This is a genomic window from Mesorhizobium sp. CA4, from assembly GCF_020165075.1.
Lineage (GTDB): Bacteria > Pseudomonadota > Alphaproteobacteria > Rhizobiales > Rhizobiaceae > Mesorhizobium.
Genome location: NZ_JAIUHK010000012.1, coordinates 132,094 through 152,410, shown reverse-complemented (window position 1 = coordinate 152,410; position 20,317 = coordinate 132,094). Strand labels below are relative to the sequence as shown.

The 20,317-nt window shown below is 65.2% G+C and carries 15 protein-coding genes and 1 pseudogene; 9 read left to right on the top strand and 7 right to left on the bottom strand.

The window, feature by feature from the left end; translation table 11 throughout:
- Positions 1 to 45: 45 nt before the first annotated feature.
- Positions 46 to 915: a transglutaminase-like domain-containing protein gene (locus LB528_RS12825; protein ID WP_224715152.1), complete on the bottom strand. Its 870-nt coding sequence runs from the start codon at positions 913 to 915 to the stop codon at positions 46 to 48.
- 174 nt (positions 916 to 1,089) lie between these two features.
- Between LB528_RS12825 and LB528_RS12820 the strand changes: the two genes are divergently transcribed.
- On the top strand, positions 1,090 to 1,755 hold the full coding sequence (locus LB528_RS12820; protein ID WP_224715151.1) for an HAD-IA family hydrolase: 666 nt from the start codon (positions 1,090 to 1,092) through the stop codon (positions 1,753 to 1,755).
- Here the strand turns inward: LB528_RS12820 and LB528_RS12815 are convergent.
- Complete coding sequence (locus LB528_RS12815; protein ID WP_224517019.1) at positions 1,752 to 1,973, bottom strand: DUF1674 domain-containing protein; 222 nt, start codon at positions 1,971 to 1,973, stop codon at positions 1,752 to 1,754. The two genes, LB528_RS12820 and LB528_RS12815, sit on opposite strands and share 4 nt — an antisense overlap.
- Before the next feature lie 104 nt (positions 1,974 to 2,077).
- Here LB528_RS12815 and htpX point away from each other — a divergent pair, with 104 nt between their 5' ends.
- The 4 genes from htpX to purH all read left to right on the top strand — a co-directional run bounded on the left by htpX (position 2,078) and on the right by purH (position 8,084).
- On the top strand, positions 2,078 to 3,112 hold the full coding sequence (gene htpX, locus LB528_RS12810) for a zinc metalloprotease HtpX (protein WP_224715150.1): 1,035 nt from the start codon (positions 2,078 to 2,080) through the stop codon (positions 3,110 to 3,112).
- A complete protein-coding gene (locus LB528_RS12805; protein WP_263487237.1) occupies positions 3,103 to 4,482 on the top strand; it encodes an RsmB/NOP family class I SAM-dependent RNA methyltransferase in 1,380 nt (459 codons plus the stop codon). Before htpX ends, LB528_RS12805 begins: the two co-directional genes overlap by 10 nt.
- A gap of 126 nt (positions 4,483 to 4,608) precedes the next feature.
- A complete protein-coding gene (locus tag LB528_RS12800; RefSeq protein WP_411962153.1) occupies positions 4,609 to 6,354 on the top strand; it encodes a heparinase II/III family protein in 1,746 nt (581 codons plus the stop codon).
- A gap of 113 nt (positions 6,355 to 6,467) precedes the next feature.
- Positions 6,468 to 8,084 carry a bifunctional phosphoribosylaminoimidazolecarboxamide formyltransferase/IMP cyclohydrolase gene (gene purH / locus LB528_RS12795; protein WP_224715147.1) on the top strand — a complete coding sequence of 539 codons (1,617 nt, stop codon included), beginning with the start codon at positions 6,468 to 6,470 and terminating at the stop codon, positions 8,082 to 8,084.
- 201 nt (positions 8,085 to 8,285) lie between these two features.
- Here purH and LB528_RS12790 read toward each other — a convergent pair whose 3' ends face one another.
- A complete protein-coding gene (locus LB528_RS12790; RefSeq protein WP_224715146.1) occupies positions 8,286 to 9,659 on the bottom strand; it encodes an MFS transporter in 1,374 nt (457 codons plus the stop codon).
- Between the two features lie 417 nt (positions 9,660 to 10,076).
- On the bottom strand, positions 10,077 to 14,843 hold the full coding sequence (locus tag LB528_RS12785) for an NAD-glutamate dehydrogenase (RefSeq protein WP_224715145.1): 4,767 nt from the start codon (positions 14,841 to 14,843) through the stop codon (positions 10,077 to 10,079).
- A 128-nt stretch (positions 14,844 to 14,971) separates the two neighbouring features.
- On the opposite strand from LB528_RS12785, the pseudogene LB528_RS12780 reads away from it, so the two are divergent.
- Both LB528_RS12780 and LB528_RS12775 read left to right on the top strand, forming a co-directional pair.
- Positions 14,972 to 15,533 (top strand): annotated as a pseudogene (locus LB528_RS12780) (peroxidase-related enzyme); the annotation flags it as partial.
- Positions 15,534 to 15,726: 193 nt separating this feature from the next.
- Positions 15,727 to 16,050 carry a hypothetical protein gene (locus LB528_RS12775; protein WP_224715144.1) on the top strand — a complete coding sequence of 108 codons (324 nt, stop codon included), beginning with the start codon at positions 15,727 to 15,729 and terminating at the stop codon, positions 16,048 to 16,050.
- 10 nt (positions 16,051 to 16,060) lie between these two features.
- Here LB528_RS12775 and LB528_RS12770 read toward each other — a convergent pair whose 3' ends face one another.
- Positions 16,061 to 16,672, bottom strand: a complete 612-nt coding sequence (locus LB528_RS12770) for a LysE family translocator (RefSeq protein WP_224715143.1) — start codon at positions 16,670 to 16,672, stop codon at positions 16,061 to 16,063.
- Between the two features lie 618 nt (positions 16,673 to 17,290).
- Positions 17,291 to 17,560, bottom strand: a complete 270-nt coding sequence (locus LB528_RS30535; RefSeq protein WP_411962152.1) for a hypothetical protein — start codon at positions 17,558 to 17,560, stop codon at positions 17,291 to 17,293.
- Here LB528_RS30535 and LB528_RS12765 point away from each other — a divergent pair.
- Positions 17,474 to 17,905, top strand: coding sequence for a DUF1062 domain-containing protein (locus LB528_RS12765; protein WP_411962155.1), 432 nt, complete (start codon positions 17,474 to 17,476; stop codon positions 17,903 to 17,905). The two genes, LB528_RS30535 and LB528_RS12765, sit on opposite strands and share 87 nt — an antisense overlap.
- A gap of 50 nt (positions 17,906 to 17,955) precedes the next feature.
- Here the strand turns inward: LB528_RS12765 and typA are convergent, their stop codons facing one another.
- Positions 17,956 to 19,785, bottom strand: coding sequence for a translational GTPase TypA (typA, locus tag LB528_RS12760; protein ID WP_224715142.1), 1,830 nt, complete (start codon positions 19,783 to 19,785; stop codon positions 17,956 to 17,958).
- A gap of 195 nt (positions 19,786 to 19,980) precedes the next feature.
- Here typA and LB528_RS12755 point away from each other — a divergent pair, with 195 nt between their 5' ends.
- A complete protein-coding gene (locus LB528_RS12755; RefSeq protein WP_224715141.1) occupies positions 19,981 to 20,268 on the top strand; it encodes a hypothetical protein in 288 nt (95 codons plus the stop codon).
- The last annotated feature ends 49 nt before the right edge of the window (positions 20,269 to 20,317 follow it).

Here is a 20,317-nt window from a genome sequence, read left to right as displayed (position 1 = left end):
CAACAGCCATTCTCGGGCCGGCATCACCTGAACATCAACCGACCTCTATGCCAGCATCTGCGCGCTGGCCGTCCGATCGACGCCGTGATGCGGCGGATTGAAGAGATGGCCCTCCTGCTCATAGGTCCAGACCTTGAACAGGGTGAGTCGGTGCGGGCCGAAACTGTGCAGCAGTGGCACGTCGGTGGCGTCGCGGCCGCGCGCGATGACGACGCGGCCGATGCGGGGCCGGTTGTGGCGCGGATCGAAGGTGTACCATTTGCCGTCGAGGTAGACTTCCATCCAGGCCGAGAAATCCATCGGCGCCGGGTCGACCGGCACGCCGATATCGCCGAGATAGCCGTTCACATAGCGCGCCGGAATGTTCATGCATCGGCAAAGCGAGATCGCCAGATGCGCGAAATCGCGGCATACCCCGACACGCTCCTCATGCGCCTGGGCCGCCGTGCGTGTGGCGCGCGCATAGCCGTAGCCGAAGGAAAGCCGGCTGTTGACATAATCGACGATCGCCTGGACGCGCGCCCAGCCGGGCGGCAGCTGGCCGAAAAGCTGCCAGGCGGTGTTGCTGACGTGGTCGGTCTCGCAATAGCGGCTGCCGAGCAGATAGACCAGCACATCGTCCGGCAGTTCCGCGACAGGCGTCTCGTGCGCCAGCGTGTTCACCTCGTCGGTCTCGCCGCTGTCCTCGACCGCCGCGTCATAGAGGATGCGGAAGTTGCCTGCCGGCGCCGTGAAACGACGGCAGATATTGCCGTGGCGGTCGCGATAGGTCCGGGTCGGCACCGAGGGCGAGGTCAGAACCCGCGTCTGCCGTTTGATGTCGGCATGGCGTTCGGGATGGATGTCGAGAAGCGAGATGATCGGCGTCACCGCGGCGCATTCGATGGCGATTTCATAGCCGAGCCGGATCAGCATCCGCACGCCCCCTTTTGATAATTTTGGAAAGACCGCTTGTTCAACGCCGCGAGCCGGAGCTTGTTCCAGGGTCGGGTCGAATTGACGGCGTATCGCCTTCTCAGGCGATGCCGGCCGGTCTAGACTGGTCTTCGCGTTTCGCCCCTCCCGAAAAACGATTCTCCAGGACATCCGATGTTTGCAGGCAGAAAATTCGCCGCCTTCCTGTTCGACATGGACGGCACGGTGCTCAACTCGATCGCCGCGACGGAACGGGTGTGGACGAAATGGGCGGAGCATCACGGGCTCGATGTCCCGGCCTTCCTGCCGACGATCCATGGCAGGCGCGCGCGAGAGACGATCGCCGCGCTGAAGCTTCCAGGCGTCGATCCGGTTGCGGAAGCGGATTTGCTGCTCAAGGCCGAAGCCGACGATCTCGAAGGCATCGTCCCTATCCCCGGCGCCGTCGCGTTCCTGGATTCGCTGCCACCAGAGCGCTGGGCGATCGTCACCTCGGCGCCGCGCGAACTGGCGCTGCTGCGCATCAAGGCGGCCGGCATTCCGGTTCCGGCCATGATGGTCACGGCCGAAGACGTCACCCACGGCAAGCCGGCGCCGGACTGCTTCCTGCTGGCGGCAAGCCGTCTCCGCGTCGAGGCGCGCGACTGCCTGGTCTTCGAGGATGCGCCGGCGGGCATCGCGGCGGCCGAGGCTTCCGGCGCGTCGGTGATGGTGATCGGCGCCACGCATGTCCACCCCCTCGTCACGCCACATCCGGCAATCCGTTCCTATGACGAACTCGGCATCGCGGTGGACGTCAGTGGCTGGATCGCGCTCGCGCCCGAGCGCGCGGTCGCTTAGAAGTCGGTGGCGAGCCCCTTCACCTCCCAGTCGCCGTAGCGGCCGGGCTCCTTGCCGCCGCGGCCGCCGATTTCCTTCGGCAATTGCGCTTCCGCCGCCCGGTAGTTCCGGCGACGCGCTTCGGCTTCGGCCAATGCGCGCTGCGCCGCTGGGGTCAGCGTTTTTTGCAGCTCTTTGGTCGTTGCAACTGCTTCGGTTTTGCTGGGTTCTTCGGTCATGCGATACTCCCGCCGATTGAAACGAAGACCGGCGCCTCCCATCATATAGCCATGATACGAGAAGGATCGACCCTTATTCGCCACAACGTCAGACGGATGAAACGATGAACACGCTTCGCACCGCCATGCTTCTTGCCGCCATGACGGCGCTGTTCATGGGCGTCGGCTATCTGATCGGCGGCTCGGGTGGCATGATCATCGCGCTTCTGATCGCCGCCGGCACCAATCTGTTCAGCTATTGGAACGCCGACAAGATGGTGCTGTCGATGAACCACGCCGTAGAGGTCGACGAGAAGAATGCGCCCGAATATTACGCGATCGTCCAGGCGCTGGCCAAGCAGGCCGGCCTGCCGATGCCGAAGACCTATCTGATCGACAACCCGCAGCCCAACGCCTTCGCCACCGGCCGCAATCCCGAAAATGCTGCCGTTGCGGCGTCCACCGGCCTGCTCGAGCGGCTCTCGCATGAAGAAGTCGCGGCGGTGATGGCGCATGAGCTTGCCCATGTGCAGCATCGCGACACGCTGACCATGACGATCGTGGCGACGCTTGCCGGCGCCATCTCGATGCTCGGTAATTTTGCCTTCTTCTTCGGCGGCAGCCGGGAGAACAACAATCCGTTCGGCTTTGTCGGCGTGCTGGTGGCCATGCTGGTCGCGCCTCTTGCCGCCATGATCGTGCAGATGGCGGTGAGCCGCACCCGCGAATACGAGGCCGACCGGCGCGGCGCCGAAATCTGCGGCCACCCGCTATGGCTGGCCTCGGCGCTCAACAAGATCGCGCGCGGCGCCGAACAGATCCCCAATGAGGATGCCGAGCGCAATCCGGCGATGGCGCATCTTTTCATCATCAACCCCCTGCATGGCGAGCGCATGGACAATCTGTTCTCGACCCATCCGAGCACGGAGAACCGCATTGCGGCGCTGCAGGAGATGGCGCGCGCGATGGCCGGCGCCGCGCCGGCTAGTCGGCGCGCGGCTTCTCCGCCACCCATCCAGCCCGAGGAGCCATCAGCGGGGCCATGGGGTAAGCCGGCAGACCCGGCCCCGGAGACCGAACCGCCGCCGCCAAAGCCCAATCCCTGGGGCCGCAACCCGACCGGACCGCGCAATGTCCGCTCGAAGGGGCCCTGGTCGTGACGCCGCCGAGGCGCGGACATTCAGCCTATCCGCAACGCAATGCCGGTGACGAGATAGCCGGCCTTGCCGCGCGCAAGGCGGCGGCGCGGCTGCTTGCCGCCGTCATCGACGCACGCACGCCGCTGGACGGGTTGACCGACAACGAGCACGGCCACCCGCAATACAAGGCGCTGGACAGCCGCGACCGCGCGCTGGTGCGCGCCATCCTGGTGACCGCGCTGCGCCACCGCATGACCATTGCCGGGTTGCTGTCGAAGCGCCTGGAAAAGCCGCTGCCGCCCAACGCCACGGCGCTCTCGCATATCCTCCATGTCGCCGCCGCGCAGATCCTGTTCCTCGATGTTCCCGACAGCGCCGCCGTCGACCTTGCCGTAACCCACGCCAAGTCCGATCCGCGAACGCTGCGCTTTTCAGGCCTCGTCAACGGTGTGCTGCGCTCGCTGGCCCGCGCCAAGGAGACCGAGCTTGCTCCAGCGCTTGCCGCCACCCGCGAGGCGCCGCAATGGTTTTCGGAGCGGCTAACTGCCGCCTACGGAGCGGACAAGGCACGCGCCGTCCTTGCCGCGCATCGGCACGAGGCGCCGGTCGATTTCACGGTCAAGGCCGATCCGGCGGCCTGGGCCGAGCGGCTGGGCGGTATCGTGCTGCCGACCGGCACGGTGCGTGTCGAAAAACTCGCTGCCAATGTCGCCGACCTTCCCGGTTTCACAGACGGCGCCTGGTGGGTGCAGGATGCCGCCGCAAGCCTGCCGGCGCGCCTGTTCGGCGACATCAGGGGCCAGCGCGTTGCCGATCTGTGCGCCGCGCCCGGCGGCAAGACGGCGCAGCTTATCCTGGCCGGCGCGCAGGTCACCGCTATCGATGCCTCAAAGAACCGGCTGGCGCGGCTGAAGCAGAATCTCGACCGCCTCGGCCTGACGGCCGATCTCGTTCTGACCGACCTCCTGGATTACCGGCCGGCGCACTTGTTCGACGCCGTGCTGCTCGATGCGCCCTGCTCCTCGACCGGCACGGTGCGCCGCCACCCCGACGTGCCCTGGACCAAGACCATGGCGGATGTCGAAAAGCTCGCCGATCTCCAGTGCCGGCTGCTTGCGCATGCTGTCGGCCTCGTCAGGTCCGGAGGACGGATCGTGTTCTCCAACTGCTCGCTCGACCCGATCGAGGGGGAGGAGCTTTGTCGCGCCTTCCTCGCCGGCAAGCCCGGGGTCGCCGCCGATCCGATCCGGACCGGCGAATTTGCCGGCGTCGATCCATTCCTGACGTCGGATGGGACATTGCGCACCACGCCGGCCGACCTCGCGCTGGAATCGCCCGGGATTTCAGGCCTGGACGGCTTCTTTGCCGCGCGGATGAGGCGGACCGATTGAAACGCTATCTCATAAAACTTGCTGACTTTTTTAGCGACTGCACGGGCAAGGCGGCGTGAAGTGGCTCACGACGGCGAAATCCGCCTTCGCATAAGTTCTTGAATCGCATAAGCTTGTGCTTGGGTTATGGGGACATCAGGAGGGCTATTGGCACTTGTTGCCGGCAGCACGACGCGTCTTTGGACGCTTGTCGCGAGGGAGTTCTGGCGCAAAACGCGCCAGCGCCTCCGCGCCGGGCCGATCTATCGCTGGCGCTATTCCGGCCGCACGCCCGAACGCGTCCTGATCGCCCCGCCTGACCTGCGGCTTGCCGATCCGCAGATCGCGCTGGAGATCTATTACGGCCGCTACCCGCTGTCCGGCCATCTGGTCGAGACCGGCGGCAGGTCGCCCTTCCAGGTCGACGTGCCCAATCGCGGCTGGCAGAAATCGCTGCACGGCTTTCGCTGGCTGCGCCACATGCGCGCCACCGGCACCGAGCTTGCCGCGGCCAATGCCAGGGCGCTCGTGACCGACTGGATCGCCATGCACGGCAACCAGATTTCGGGCATCGCCTGGGAGCCCGGAACGACGGCCAAGCGCGTCATCGCCTGGCTGCAGCATTCCACGGTGGTGCTGCAAGGCGCCGAATTTCCCTTCTATCGCGCCTTCCTCAAATCGCTCGCCGTGCAGATCCGTTACCTGCGTTCGATGGCGCGCGAAATGCCGGATGGCGAAGGCAGGCTGCGCGCCCGCATCGCGCTCGCCTTCGCGGCGCTATCGCTGCCGGCGCCGGCCTCGGCGCTGCGCGCCGCGACGCGCAATCTGGCCGAGGAGCTCGACCGCCAGATCCTGCCCGATGGCGGCCACATCTCGCGCAACCCGATGGCGGTGCTGGAAGTGCTGGCCGATCTCCTGCCGCTGCGCCAGACCTATGCCAACCAGGCCGAGGCGCCGCCGTCGGCGCTGATCGGCGCCATCGACCGCATGCTGCCGGCGCTGCGTTTCTTCCGTCACCAGAACGGCAGCCTCGCCCGCTTCAACGGCATGGGTGCTACCATCCACGACCGCATCGCCACCATCATGCGCCATGACGACACGGCGGGCGCGCCGCTGCTGCATGCGCCGCATTCCGGCTACGAGCGTCTGTCGATGGGTGGTGTGACGGTGATCGCCGACACCGGCCTGCCGCCGCCGGTCGAGGTCTCCAACGCAGCACATGCCGGCTGTCTCGCCTTCGAACTCTCCTCCGGCCGCCACCACTTCATCGTCAATGCCGGCATCGACACCTACGGCGCCCCGGAATTCCGCCCGCTCGCCCGCGCCACCGCCGCGCATTCGACTGCCACTATCAACGACACCTCCTCAGCGCGCTTCAGCCACTCGCTGCGCGTCAGCGATCTTTTGGGTTCGCCGCTGATCGGCGGCCCGCAGCATGTGCCCTGCAAACGCCTCGACCAGAAGGGCGTGCACGGCTTCGTCGCCCGCCATGACGGCTATGTCCAGCAATTCGGCTTCCTGCATGAGCGCGAGCTGAAGCTGACCACGAACGGCAACGTGCTCGCCGGCCGCGACCGTTTCCTGCGCCCGGGCAATGCGGCGATCCGCAACAACGGCCGCGACTTCGTCACGGTGCGTTTTCATGTCCACCCCGATATCGGCCTGCTGCAGGACGACCACGACCGGCTCACTCTTGCCGCCGCCCAGGGCGACAGCTGGGTCTTCACTTGTGCCGAGGTGGCGCCGGAGGTCGAGGAATCGATCTACTTCGCCGGATTGGGCGGCCCACGCCGCAGCCGGCAGATCGTGCTCGCCTTCAAGGCCTCGGAAATTGCCGAGGTCCACTGGCAACTGACCCGCACCGATATCGCCGGCCATCCCGAGAACAACTGAATTTCGGACAAACCCAGCTGCGTGCTTGATTTCCGAGACTCACTTGATTTCCGGGCCTCATATGCTAGGGCCGGCCAGCATCCCCTTCCAACAGCTCTGAAAGGCCGCCCGTCATGGCCGTGCCCACAAAAAACATTCCGGCGCCTGACCTCGTTCCGGTGCGCCGCGCGCTGCTTTCCGTCTTCGACAAGACCGGCCTGATCGACTTCGCCAGGGCGCTCGCCGCGGCCGGCGTCGAGCTGGTTTCGACGGGCGGCACGGCAAAGGCCCTCGCCGGGGCGGGCCTGGTGGTCCGCGACGTCTCCGAGCTCACCGGCTTTCCCGAGATCATGGATGGGCGGGTGAAGACCTTGCATCCGTCGGTGCATGGCGCGCTGCTCGGCATCCGCGACGACGCCGAGCATGTCAAGGCGATGCACGACCACAACATCGAGCCGATCGATCTCGTCGTCTGCAATCTCTATCCGTTCGAGGACGTCCGCCGCTCCGGCGCCGGCTATGCCTCGATCGTCGAGAACATCGACATCGGCGGCCCGGCGATGATCCGCGCCTCGGCCAAGAACCACGCCTATGTCGCCATCGTCACCGACCCGGTCGACTATGCCTCCGTCGTCAACGCGCTGGAGATGAATCTCGGCTCGCTCTCGCTCGACTTCCGCAAGATGCTGGCGGCGAAGGCCTTCGCCCGCACCGCCACCTATGATGCGGCGATCTCCGGCTGGTTCGCCGAGGCGCTGGAGATCGAGCACCCGACATGGCGCGCGTTCGGTGGCCGGCTCGACCAGGTGATGCGCTATGGCGAGAACCCGCACCAGGATGCAGGCTTCTACCTCTCGGGCGACAAGCGGCCGGGAGTCGCGACCGCCAGACAGCTGCAGGGCAAGCAACTCTCCTACAACAACATCAACGACACCGACGCCGCCTTCGAGCTAGTGGGCGAGTTCGATCCCGCGCGCTCGGCGGCGATCGCCATCATCAAGCACGCCAACCCGTGCGGCGTCGCGGAAGGTGAAACGCTGAAATCGGCCTACGCCAGGGCGTTGGCCTGCGACCCGGTCTCGGCCTTCGGCGGCATCGTCGCCATGAACCGCATCCTCGATGCCGAGGCGGCGGAGGAAATCGTCAAGACCTTCACCGAGGTCATCATCGCGCCGGACGCCACCGACGAGGCCGCCGCGATCGTCGCGGCGAAGAAGAATTTGCGCCTGCTGGTCACCGGCGGCCTGCCCGACCCGCGCGCCGCCGGCAGGACGGTGAAATCCGTCGCCGGCGGGTTTTTGGTGCAAGGCCGCGACAATGCCGTTGTCGACGACCTAGAGCTGAAAGTGGTGACGAAGCGCGCGCCGACACCGGCTGAACTGGCCGACCTCAAATTCGCCTTCCGTGTCGCCAAGCACGTCAAGTCCAACGCCATCGTCTATGTGAAGGACGGAGCGACGGTCGGCATCGGCGCCGGCCAGATGAGCCGCGTCGATTCCTCGCGCATCGCCGCCCGCAAGGCGCTGGACGCAGCGGAGGCTGCGGGCATCGCCGAGCCGCTGACCAAAGGTTCGGTCGTCGCCTCGGACGCCTTCTTCCCCTTCGCCGATGGGCTATTGTCGGCCATCGAGGCCGGCGCCACCGCGGTGATCCAGCCCGGCGGCTCGATGCGCGACGACGACGTCATCGGCGCCGCCGACGAGCACGGCATCGCCATGGTGTTCACCGGGGTGAGGCACTTCAGGCATTGAGCGCTTTTTCCTTCTCCCCCTTGTGGGAGAAGGTGGATTGCCGCGAAGCGGCAAGACGGATGAGGGGTGTTCCAGCAGAGTGAGGCGTCCGGAAACCAAATGATTCCAGGCGCTTACGTTTTCGGCAGCGATCCTTCCAACACCCCTCATCCGTCCGAGCTTCGCTCGGCCACCTTCTCCCACAAGGGGAGAAGGGAAATACTACCGCTTATCCGCCGGATAGGGTGTCCCCGCCAGGATCGCCATGCCGATGCCCAGGAACAGGATGATCGCCGCCATACCGAGCCGTGGTGAATCGCTCATGGTGGTAATGGTCGCCACCATGAATGGCGCCAGGAAGCTGGTTGCCCGGCCGGCCAGCGCATAGATGCCGAAATAGCGGCCGGACTCGGCGGCGGTCACGCTGCGCGCCATGTAGGATCGCGACGAAGCCTGCACGGGACCGAAGGCAAGCCCGATCAGCAGGCCGTAGAGGATATAGGCTTTCTCGGCCGCGGTACCGAACAGGCCGCCGGAATCGGCGGTCGACAGCGCGATCAGGCCGAGCAGCGTGAAGCCCGGCCCGGTCGAGATGACGCCGATCGTGGCGACCGACAGCATCACCAGCGCGATCATCACCACGGCCTTGGAGCCGAGCGCGGTATCGAGCCGTGCCGCGATCCAACAGCCGAAGATGGCGACGACGTTGAGGATGATGCCGAACATGCCGATCTCGGTGATCGACCAGTGGAACATGCCGGCTGCGAACGTGCCGCCGAGCGCGAGCAGCGCATTGACGCCGTCCTGATAGACCATGCGGGCCAGGAGGAAGCGCAGGATGCCGCTGCGTTGGCGCACTTCGGCAAGCGTCGACTTCAACTCGGACAGACCCTCGCGCACCGCCGGCCCGATCGGGATTCCCTTGATGGCGTCGGGCGTGAAGAAGAACATCGGCAGGATAAACAGGAAATACCAGCCGGCCGACATCGGCCCGGTGAAGCGCGCGTCTTCGCCGAGCTTCGGATCGAGCCCGAACAGCGGGTCGAGGCCGATGATCGTCTTGCCCGTTTCGAGATTACCGGCCAGGAACAGCACCACGAAGATCAGCGCCACCATGCCGCCGAGATAGCCGAGGCCCCAGGCGACGTTGGAAATCCGGCCGATCTCTTCCTTCGGCACCAGCCGCGGCATCATGGAATCGTTGAACACGGTCGAGAATTCGGCAGCCACCGAAGCCAGCGAGAACAACAGCACGACCAGGAACAGGTTCGAGCCCGGTGCCGCGAACCACAACAGGCTTAGGCTGACGATCTTGATCGCCGCGAAAAAGGCGATCCAGGGCTTGCGCGGCCCGGTCTGGTCGGCGATCGAGCCGAGCACCGGCGACAGCACCGCAATGACCAGTCCGGCGGCGGCAATGCCGTAGCCCCAGGCGGCCTGCCCGGCGGTCGGATCGCTCGCCATGCGAGAGACGAAATATGGCCCGAAGATGAAGGTGGTGACGACGGTGAAGAAAGGCTGCGCCGCCCAGTCGAAGAACATCCAGCCCCAGATGCCGCGCCCCGATGCCCGCTGCACTGTCTCTACTGCCGCCATGCTGATTCCCCTGGCATCGCTCGCGTCGGGCGCATGTCTGCATGTTTTCAAGCAGCGATGCAAATGAACAAGCATGGGGCCAATTCCCCGCCCCACGAGTGGGCTACGCTATGCAGACATCTTCTGTGACTGGCGCGACTGATCACGCCGAGGCTTGATTGCCACGTGGTTCCCCAATCCGTCGCTGCTTCGCAGCGCCACGTTTCCTCCCTCCGGAGGGAAAGGAAGGGAGCCTTGCTGGACGAGTGACGGCAAAAAGCTTGGCGCCTTTCCTCTCCCCCGTCGATCGGGGGAGAGGTGGCTCGGCGAAGCCGACACGGAGTGGGGGTCGACCAGTGCAGCATAGGCAATACATGCGCCAAGCTGCCATGCACCTATCGCCAAAGGCCAGCCGCTTTGGCAGGGGCGCGAGGAACTTCACATCCCCGTCAGGTCGCTCATCAGGCCGGATGCCACCGACAGCCGCGACACGGTGATGTCGCCGCCTTCGGTCAGCGCCTGCAGCCGTTCGCGGATGCGCCCGACGCGCTCGCCGCCGGCTTCGAGCCAGGCCGCGACCGGATCCGCCGCCGTGCCGTAACCGGTGAGCGCCGCCACCGCGATGCCCCGACGCGCCACACCGATCGTGTCGGTCGCGCGCGACAGCGCCAGCTGGTCGTAATAATCCGCCGGCATGATCGAACGCGCGGCTTCCTCGACGCGTGGGATGCGGAAGGCGTCGCTGACGGCGAAGAAGGCCTTGGCCGCGCTGACGATGTCGGCACTGGCGGTGCGTGCGGTGAGCGCGACATCCGGGATCAACTCGGCCACCTCGGTCAGAGCGAGCTGCCCGGCGAGCTTTTCCGGCGCGCCGCCCTTGAACAGGCCGTGCCGCCGCTCCTCGATGCGCTCGCGCGAGAAGGCCGGCAGCAGCGAGAGAAGCTTCGGTTCAAGCGCCTTGCGGGCTTCCTGCAATTCGGCGATGCGCTGCCCGAGCGGCGCGGAGCCCGCTTCGTTCTTCAGATACCAGCCGCTGGTCATGAAGATGAGCCGGCTAACCGCCTGATAGAGATCGAGCTGGACCTGGCCGTCGATCTGGTTGTCGAGCGCGTCGATTTCCTTGTAGAGCGCCGGCAGCGTGAAGCCGTCGCGGACCACGGCGAAGGTGCGCACGACATCGGCAGCCGTGCGGCCGGTCGATTCCTGCAGCCGGTTGACGAAGGACGGGCCGCCGCGATTGACCAGGTCGTTGGCGACGACGCGCGCGATGATCTCGCGGCGCAGCCTGTGGTCGTGGATCTCGCCGGCAAATTTCTTGGCCATGCGTTCCGGGAAATAGCCCATCAGGTCGCGGTCGAAATGCTGATCGTCCGGCACGTCGCTGGCGACGATGTCGGAAAACAGCACGATCTTGGCATAGGCGAGCAGCACGCCGAGCTCGGCCCTGGTCAGCGGCTCGCCGCGCGCCTCCCGTTCGGCGAGCGCCGCCGGCGAAGGCAGCGTCTCGACCGCGCGGTCGAGCAGGCCGCGCGCTTCCAGCGCCGTCATGAAGCGCGCCTGGTGCGCTATGTCGGCGAGCCCGCGCTTGCGCGCCAGCGATAGTGCCAGCGTCTGCTGGTAGTTGTTGGCGAGCACCAGCGCGCTGACCTCGTCGGTCATTTCGGCGAGCAGCTTGTTGCGCGCCGGCCTGGTCAGCGATCCTTTGCGCATGGCTGACGCCAGCGCGATCTTGATGTTGACCTCGACGTCGGAACAGTTGACGCCGCCCGAATTGTCGATGGCGTCGGAGTTGCAGCGGCCGCCATTCATGCCGAACTCGATGCGCGCCCGCTGCGTGACGCCAAGATTGGCGCCCTCGCCGATGACCTTCGCCCGGACATCGAGCGCGGTGACGCGGATGGCATCATTGGCGCGGTCGCCGACATCCTGATTGCTTTCGCCGGAAGCCCGCACATAGGTGCCGATGCCGCCGAACCACAGAAGATCGACCGGCGCCTTGAGGATGGCGTTCATGATCTCGACCGGCGTCGCCGTGGTCTTGGACAACCCGATCGCGGCGGCCGCCGCTTGCGGCAGCGTGATCGATTTCTGGTTGCGCGAGACGATGATGCCGCCTTGCGACAGCTTCGACTTGTTATAGTCCTGCCAGGACGAGCGCGGCAGCGCAAACATGCGCTGGCGTTCGGCCATCGAGGCGGCCATGTCCGGATCGGGATCGATGAAGATGTCGCGATGGTCGAAGGCGGCGATCAGCCTCGTGGCCGGAGACAACAGCATGCCGTTGCCGAACACGTCGCCCGACATGTCACCGACGCCGACGACGGTGAAGGGCGAGGTCTGGATGTCGCGATTCATCTCGCGGAAATGCCGCTTCACCGCTTCCCAGGCGCCCTTGGCGGTGATGCCCATCTTCTTATGGTCGTAGCCGGCCGAGCCGCCGCTGGCGAAGGCGTCGTCCAGCCAGAAGTGATGCTTCTCGGAAATCGCGTTGGCGATGTCGGAAAAGGTCGCCGTGCCCTTGTCGGCGGCAACGACGAAATAGGGATCGTCCTGGTCGCGCCGCACCACGCCCGCCGGCGGGATGACGCCGTCGACGCCGATATTGTCGGTGATCGAAAGCAGGCTGGAGACGAAGTTCTTGTAGGCCGAGGTGCCGGCTTCGAAGATGGCGTCGCGCCCGGCGCTCATCGGCAGCTTCTTCGGATAGAAGCCGCCCTTGGCGCCGACCGGCACGATAACCGCGTTCTTGACCTGCTGCGCCTTGACCAACCCAAGCACCTCGGTGCGGTAGTCCTGGGCGCGATCCGACCAGCGCAGGCCGCCGCGCGCCACCGGGCCGAAGCGCAGATGCACGCCCTCGACCTCGGAGCCGTAGACGAAGATCTCGCGCCATGGCCGCGGCGCCGGCAGGCCTTCGATCGCCTGCGAGTCGAGCTTGATCGCCAGCGACCGCCCTTTCGCTTTCGTATCGGCTGCGAAATGATTGGTGCGCAGCGAGGCTTCTACGAGGTTGAGATAGCGGCGGATGATGGTGTCGTCGTCGATATTGGGCACCTCCTCCAGCGCATCCTTGATCTTGGCCTTGAGGTGCTTGGCCGCGACCACGCCGTCGCCTGCCGCCGTCGGTCCGAGCCGGGCGACGAACAGCGCGTGCAGGCCGCGCGCGATCTCCGGGTAGCGGTTGAGCGCGGCGGCGATGAAATCCTGGCTCTGCGGAATGCCGGCCTGCTGCAGGTAGCGGCCATAGGCGCGCAGGATGGTGATCTCGCCGGACCACAGGCCGGCCGTCTGCGCCAGGCCGTTATAGCCGTCATTGTCGACATCGCCGCGCCAGACCGACAGGAAGGCGTCCTCGAACAGCGCGCCGCCATCCGTAAGATCGATCGGCTTCCCGTAGCTGTTCTCCAGCTCCATGTCGTGGATGAAGACCTTGCCGGAACCGGCGTCGGCGACCTCGAAAGTGCGCTCGCTGATGACGCGGAAGCCGATATTTTCCAGCACCGGCACGCGCCGAGACAGCGCCACCGGGCTGCCGAAATGGTGGATCTTCAAAGCCGCCTGATGCGGCTTCTGGTCGGCATGGCGATAATAATCGATGGCGATCGGATTGTCGGCGCTGATCTTCGCGATGCGCCCGGCATCGGCCAGCGCCACCGCGGCCGAGAAGCTATCGCGATAACTCTCTGGAAAACGCGCCGCGATCGCCTTTAAGCCTGGATCGCTGCCGGCCGCCTCCGCGGCTTCGGACAAGGCGTCCTCCCAGGTGCGCACGATGTCGCGGATCGCCGCCTCGATCGTCGACTGCTCGACCTTCGGTGTCTTGCCGCCGGAACGGCCGATGATGAAATGCACCCGCGCCAGTCCGCCTTCCGGGAAGGCCGGGTAATAGGCCGACAGCCGGCCCTCGAACACGGTTTTCAGATAGGTGCCGACCTTCTCGCGCACGACGCTGTCATAGCGGTCGCGCGGCACGAAGACGATGACCGAGACGAAGCGATCGAACTGATCGACGCGCACCAGCGCCCGCACCCGCGGCCGCTCGATGAGCCCAAGAATGGCGCTGGCATGCTTGCGCAGGATGGGAACGGAGACCTGGAACAGCTCGTCGCGCGGATAGCTTTCCAGGATGTTGATCAGCGCCTTGCCGGAATGATCGTGCGGATCGAAGCCGGATTTCGAAATGACGGCCTCGGCCTTCGAGCGCAGATAGGGGATCTTCATCACCGAGCGCGTGTAGGCGGTGGAGGTGAATAGGCCGACGATGCGCAACTCGCCCGCCAGCGCGCCTTTCGCCGTGTAGGTCTTGATGCCGATGTAATCGAGATAGGTGCGGCGATGCACCGACGACTTGGCGTTGGCCTTGGTGACGATCAGCGGCTCCGGCCCGTGCAGGAAGGCGCGGATTTCGGGCGTCGTCGTCACCGCCTCGGTGCCGCGCCTCAGCACCAGCACGTCGGGATCGGACAGGATGCCGAGGCCGGGCTTCTCGGCGCGCTCAAGGTTGCCGCTCTCCTCGCCGCCGATATATTTGAATTCGCGCATGCCGAGGAAGGTGAAATTGTCGTCGCGCAGCCATTCGAGGAAGGCGATCGCCTCGGCGACGCTCTTCTTGTCGAGCGGCACCGCCATATAGCGGAATTCGGAAATCGCTTGGTCGAGACGGGCAAGCATGCGCTTCCAGTCGACGACGGCGGCGCGGACCTGGGAAAGCACCTTGCGCAGCCGCTCGGCGAGGTTTTTCGCCTGGTCGGCGGTCAGCCGCGGAATATGCACATGGACGACGCTCAGCCGGTCGTCATCCTCCTTGCCGCCTTCGCCAAGCACCTCGACCACACCGGTCTTGCCGTGGCGGACGGTGACGATCGGATGGGTGACCAGGGTCGGCTCACCGCTTGTCTCGGTGATCTCGCCGAGGATGGAATCGAACAGGAACGGCATGTTGTCGTTGACGACGGTTATGACCGTGACCGGCCGGCCGTCGCAGGCAACGCCTGAATCGGCTTCGACGGCGACGACGCTGTCGCCTTTCCTGTGGCTGGAGACCGCTCGGCCGGCGAGCTCGCCGGCGCGCTCCAGGTCGGTCACATCATAGGCCGCGATGTCCTCGGCAGGCGCCCGCGCCAGCAGATAGTCGGAAAGCCTTGCGGGTTTCTCCTCCGCTTTCGCGGCGGCTTTCTTCCTCGGCTTGGATTTCACGCTGGCCATGACGCTTAGTCCCTCCCGCTATATGCTTTTGCGACTATGGTAGCCAGATGAGCGCTGTTTGGCGACAAAGGTTTGACGACGCTTTAAAAAATTCGAACCGACGCCATCGGCTCGCGAGGAGAAACCAGATGACCGGCCAAATCACCGCGCTTGACCTTTGTCCAGGCGGAACTCAGCGAGGCGACGAAAGCCTATTTCGACAAATGTCGGGAGAAGCTCGGCCTCGTGCCCAACGTGCTTCTCGCCTACGCCTTCGACGAGAAGAAGCTGCGCGCCTTCACCGATATGTATAACGACCTGATGCTGGGCGAGTCCGGCTTGTCGAAGCTGGAGCGCGAGATGATCGCCGTGGTCGTCTCCTCGATCAATCACTGCTTCTACTGCCTGACCGCGCATGGCGCGGCGGTGCGTCAGCTGTCGGGTGAGCCGGCGCTTGGCGAGATGATGGTGATGAATTTCCGGGCCGCCGATCTGTCGGACCGCCAGCGCGCCATGCTCGAATTCGCCGTTAAGCTGACCGAAGAGCCGGCCAGGATCGTCGAAGCCGACCGCGCCGCCTTGCGCCAGGCCGGCTTCTCCGACCGCGACATCTGGGACATCGCCTCGACCGCCGCCTTCTTCAACATGTCGAACCGGGTGGCCGCCGCAGTCGATATGCGGCCGAACCCCGAATATCACGCCATGGCAAGAGAGGCCGCGGACTTTACATTAGCAATCTCGAATTTTTCATTGCCCGCGGCGCTGTTTGGTCCGATGATCAGGACTGCGGCAAAGCCGCATATCACAGATCGCAGCACCGCTGCATATCGGATCGCAGCACCGCTGCATATCGCAAGCGGCGTTGCCGCATGCCGGTTCGACGCCGCCGACAAGGGAGGTGAACATGGCGAAATTTCTCTATGTCTATCACGGCTCCGGCAAGATGCCGACCGATGACGCCGAACGCAAAGCGGCTATGGATGCCTGGACCGGCTGGTACGACAGACTCGGCTCGGCCGTGGTCGACGGCGGCAATCCGGTCGGCATGTCGAAGACGGTGCTGCCCAGCGGCAAGATCGAGAACAATGGCGGCAGCAATCCGACTGCCGGCTACACAATCGTTGAAGCCAGGGACATCGACGATGCCGTCGCCAAAGCCAAGGACTGCCCGATCCTGATGGACGCTGGCTTCAGCGTCGAGGTCGCGCCGATCATTGAAATGATGTGAGGCCGGCGCTCTATCGCGCGGCGATTGCCGCGGCCGCGCCCGCCATCGTCGTGGCGCTGATGCGGTTGGCGATCTTCATGGCGCGCTTGCTCTTCAAGAGCCGGCGCGCCTGCGAAGCGGCCAGTACCCAGGCAAGGTCGATGACCACCAGCACGATAGCCATGGTCAGCGTCAGCTCGACCCAGCCGACAACGCTGACCGAGGCAAGATCGATGATGGTCGGCAGCAGCGCCAGATAGAACATCATGATCTTGGGATTGCCGAGCGTCACCGCCATGCCTGCAAAGAACAGTTTCACGGGCGAGTCTTCGCGCGGCATCTCGCCTTCCTTGGCCTCGACCGGCGCCGTCCACATCTTGAAAGCGAGATAAGCGAGATAGGCGACACCCGCCCATTTCACGACGACGAACGCGTAATGGAAGGTCTGCGCCACGACGGCGAGCCCGAACACCGCCAGCGACAGCCAGATGGCCTCGCCGACCCACATCGCCAGCAGGAAGGGGAAGACGTCGCGGAACCCTTTCGAGATCACCCGCGCCACAAGTGCTGCGATCGACGGGCCGGGTGAGCCGGCGGCAACGAACAAAGCGGCGGCGAAGATCAGCAGCGAGGCGAGATGCATGAGGTCGCTTCCTATAAGATAGAAAAGAACGATAGCCGATCAGAGTAGATTTGGCACGCCCCGGCAAGGCGCGACCGTTCATCCAAGGCGACAACAACTGCCAGCGCCGGCGCCGCCCCTCATCTGGCTGCCGCCATCTTCTCCCCGTTGAACGGGGAGAAGGGACATAGCGCTGACGATTTCGCCAATCGCAAACATCGCAGAATGGGCGCCGGCGTCGCGGCCAGCCTCTCCCCGTTTGCGGGGAGAAATGCCCGGCAGGGCAATGAGGGGCAGCGCCAACCTCGGCACCCTAAACCTTGCTCCTTCGTCAACGTCCCGCTAGAAGACCCATCCCGACATCCATTTCGAGCATCGCTTTGCCTCAGTAACGGCCGGTCTCGCCAACTTCTCTGAGTGCACCGCAGGCGCGGTCATTGGCGCCTGCTCCATTTCACGTGTTCTTCAGGCGGGGGTTCGGGACCGGTTTGGCATTGCTGAGCCGCCGTCGCGTGCAATCCGCGCCGACGCCTGACCTTCAACACACAGTCTTCGCCACGCCGTGGCCCATGAGGGGCATCTCGGACATCGCCGGCCTGACGGACTTCCCGACGGGAAGGGCCTGCCGGCATGTCTACCCTATGTATCCGCTGGACGATTGCGCCCGCAATCGCGCCTCGACCTCTCATCAATTGCAATCGCTGCGGCGGCCTCAAGCCTTATCAGTGCGGCGGGAAATTCCGCGTCAATGCCAATGGCAAGCGCATTGACGTCTAGCTGATCTATCGCTGCGTCGACTGCGACAATTCCTGGAATTTCGCCATCCTGGAACGGCGAAACCGCCGCGACATCGAGCCGGCGCTGCTCGCCGCGCTTGAAAGCAACGATCCGCACCTTGTCCGCCGCCACGCCTTCGATGGCGCTATGCTGCGCGGTCGGGCTGGCCGGATCGAGGAATTTCCCAGCGTCACGGCCCGAAAGGAGCTTCTGGACGGCGAGCCGGGATGCGCGACCGCGCTCACGCTCGAGCTTCGGCTCGAGGGCACGACGCCTTTACGGCTGGACCGCCTGCTTACCGGCGAGCTCGGCCTTTCGCGGTCAAGGCTTCAGGCCCTGGATAACCGAAGGCGGCTGACCATCGAACCGGACGGCGCCAAGGCGTTGCGGAAACCGCTTCGCAACGGCCTGGCGGTGCGCATCGATCTGGCCGGGGAGGCCGATTGCGGCACCATCCTGTCGGCTGCGTGCCGCTGAAGCGAAAAGAGGGAGCTTTCACTCCCTCTTTTGAACCCTTGGCTGAAACCTTACGCCGCGCCCATCACCTTGGACGCCTTCTCGAAGCGCTTGCGCTCGTTCGGGTCGAGATAGAGCTTGCGCAGGCGGATGGTCTTCGGCGTCACCTCGACCAGCTCGTCGTCCTGGATCCAGGCGAGCGCCCGCTCCAGCGTCATGCGAATCGGCGGGGTTAGCTTCACCGCCTCGTCCTTGCCGGCGGCGCGGATGTTGGTGAGCTTCTTGCCCTTGAGCACGTTCACTTCGAGGTCGTTGTCACGGCTGTGGATGCCGATGATCATGCCCTGATAGACCTTGACGCCCGGATCGATGATCATCGGACCGCGGTCTTCGAGGTTCCACATGGCGTAAGCGACCGACTCGCCCTGCTCGTTGGAGATCAGCACGCCATTGGTGCGCCCGGGCAGCTCGCCCTTATAGAGCTCATAGGCGAAGAACAGGCGGTTCATCACGGCGGTGCCGCGCGTGTCGGTCAACAGCTCCGACTGATAGCCGATCAGGCCGCGCGTCGGGGCGTGGAAGACCAGGCGCTGGCGGTTTCCGCCGGACGGGCGCAGCTCGACCATCTCGGCCTTGCGCTCCGACATCTTCTGCACGACGACGCCGGCATGCTCCTCGTCGACGTCGATGACGACTTCCTCGACCGGCTCGAGCAGCTGGCCGTCATCGCCCTTCTGCATGACGACGCGCGGTCGCGACACGGCGAGCTCGAAGCCCTCGCGGCGCATCGTCTCGATCAGCACCGCGAGCTGCAATTCGCCGCGGCCGGAGACGAAGAAGGAGTCCTTTTCGGCCGATTCCTCGATCTTCAGCGCGACATTGCCCTCGGCCTCGCGCAGCAGGCGGTCGCGGATGACGCGGCTGGTCACCTTGTCGCCTTCGGTGCCGGCAAGCGGGCTGTCGTTGACCAGGAAGGACATGGTCACGGTCGGCGGGTCGATCGGCTGCGCATGCAGCGGCTCGCTCACCGCCGGATCGCAGAACGTATCGGCGACGGTGCCTTTGGACAGGCCGGCGATGGCCACGATGTCGCCCGCCTGGGCTTCCTCGATCGGCTGGCGCTCGAGGCCCCGGAAGGCGAGGATCTTCGAGATGCGGCCGGTCTCGATCTGCGTGCCATCATGATGCAGCACCTTGACAGCCTGGTTGGCCTTCAGCGTGCCGGACTCGATGCGGCCGGTGATGATGCGGCCGAGGAACGGGTTGGCCTCGAGGATGGTGCCGATCATGCGGAATGGGCCGGGATGCACCGTCGGCGCCGGCACATGCTTGACGACGAGATCGAACAGCGGGGCGAGACCCTGGTCTTTCGGGCCTTCCGGATTTTCCGAGACCCAGCCGTCGCGGCCCGAACCGTATAAAATCGGGAAATCGAGCTGCTCGTCGGTGGCGTCGAGCGCTGCGAAGAGGTCGAACACCTCGTTGACCACTTCGATATGGCGGGCGTCCGGACGGTCGATCTTGTTGATGACGACGATGGGGCGCAGGCCGACCTTGAGCGCCTTGCCGACGACGAATTTGGTCTGCGGCATCGGGCCTTCGGCTGCGTCGACGAGCACGATCGCCGAATCCACCATCGACAGGATGCGCTCGACCTCGCCGCCGAAATCGGCGTGTCCGGGCGTGTCGACGATGTTGATGCGGGTGCCGTGCCAGTCGACCGAGGTCGCCTTGGCCAGGATGGTGATGCCGCGCTCTTTTTCGAGGTCGTTGGAATCCATGGCGCGCTCGGCGACGCGCTGGTTGTCGCGGAAGGCGCCGGACTGTTTCAGGAGCTGGTCGACAAGCGTGGTTTTGCCATGGTCGACGTGCGCGATGATCGCGATATTGCGGAGGTTCATGTGTCTGGTCTCGGGAATGTTGCAGGCGGCAGGCCCAAAAGCGCCGCCTTTTTCGGTTGCGCGGCTCATACAAGGTTTTTCGCAATTGCGAAAGGGGAGGCCGGACCCCAAATACATGGTCACTGATTCTTAAACGTCTTGGTGTGAAATGATTCCGTTAACCAAGGCGGAACCTTTGAGGGGCCGGGCAGTTCGATGTTCATGACCGATCAGATGTCCAGATTGCGTCCGGTTTTCGCGTGGGCAGCGCTTGGCGTGCTCGTCGCGGCGGGCGCGGCGCAGTCGGCGGCAGCCCTCAGGGAAGCCGAACCGATCGCGCCGCCCGACGCCAGGACCGCGCAGCAGATGTTCGCCGACGCCCCTGACGGAGTCGACCCGATCGTCACCGGCCCGGTCAGCGCCGCCTTCAAGCAGCGCCAGAGGGATGCCAACTGCGACACCGCAGTCTGGCCCAACGTTCCACGGGCTTGCTATCCGGACTGACGGTCGCGGCTGCAATACGACAAGCGTAGCGTTCCGGCACACCCCTCTC

Coding starts and splice junctions, on each gene's coding strand:
- LB528_RS12800 (WP_411962153.1), top strand. CDS start 4,609: ATGGGGACATCAGGAGGGCTATTGGCACTTGTTGCCGGCAGCACGACG.
- LB528_RS12775 (WP_224715144.1), top strand. CDS start 15,727: ATGGCGAAATTTCTCTATGTCTATCACGGCTCCGGCAAGATGCCGACC.
- LB528_RS12755 (WP_224715141.1), top strand. CDS start 19,981: ATGTTCATGACCGATCAGATGTCCAGATTGCGTCCGGTTTTCGCGTGG.
- LB528_RS12825 (WP_224715152.1), bottom strand. CDS start 915: ATGCTGATCCGGCTCGGCTATGAAATCGCCATCGAATGCGCCGCGGTG.
- LB528_RS12820 (WP_224715151.1), top strand. CDS start 1,090: ATGTTTGCAGGCAGAAAATTCGCCGCCTTCCTGTTCGACATGGACGGC.
- LB528_RS12790 (WP_224715146.1), bottom strand. CDS start 9,659: ATGGCGGCAGTAGAGACAGTGCAGCGGGCATCGGGGCGCGGCATCTGG.
- LB528_RS12815 (WP_224517019.1), bottom strand. CDS start 1,973: ATGACCGAAGAACCCAGCAAAACCGAAGCAGTTGCAACGACCAAAGAG.
- LB528_RS12785 (WP_224715145.1), bottom strand. CDS start 14,843: ATGGCCAGCGTGAAATCCAAGCCGAGGAAGAAAGCCGCCGCGAAAGCG.
- LB528_RS12770 (WP_224715143.1), bottom strand. CDS start 16,672: ATGCATCTCGCCTCGCTGCTGATCTTCGCCGCCGCTTTGTTCGTTGCC.
- htpX (WP_224715150.1), top strand. CDS start 2,078: ATGAACACGCTTCGCACCGCCATGCTTCTTGCCGCCATGACGGCGCTG.
- typA (WP_224715142.1), bottom strand. CDS start 19,785: ATGAACCTCCGCAATATCGCGATCATCGCGCACGTCGACCATGGCAAA.
- purH (WP_224715147.1), top strand. CDS start 6,468: ATGGCCGTGCCCACAAAAAACATTCCGGCGCCTGACCTCGTTCCGGTG.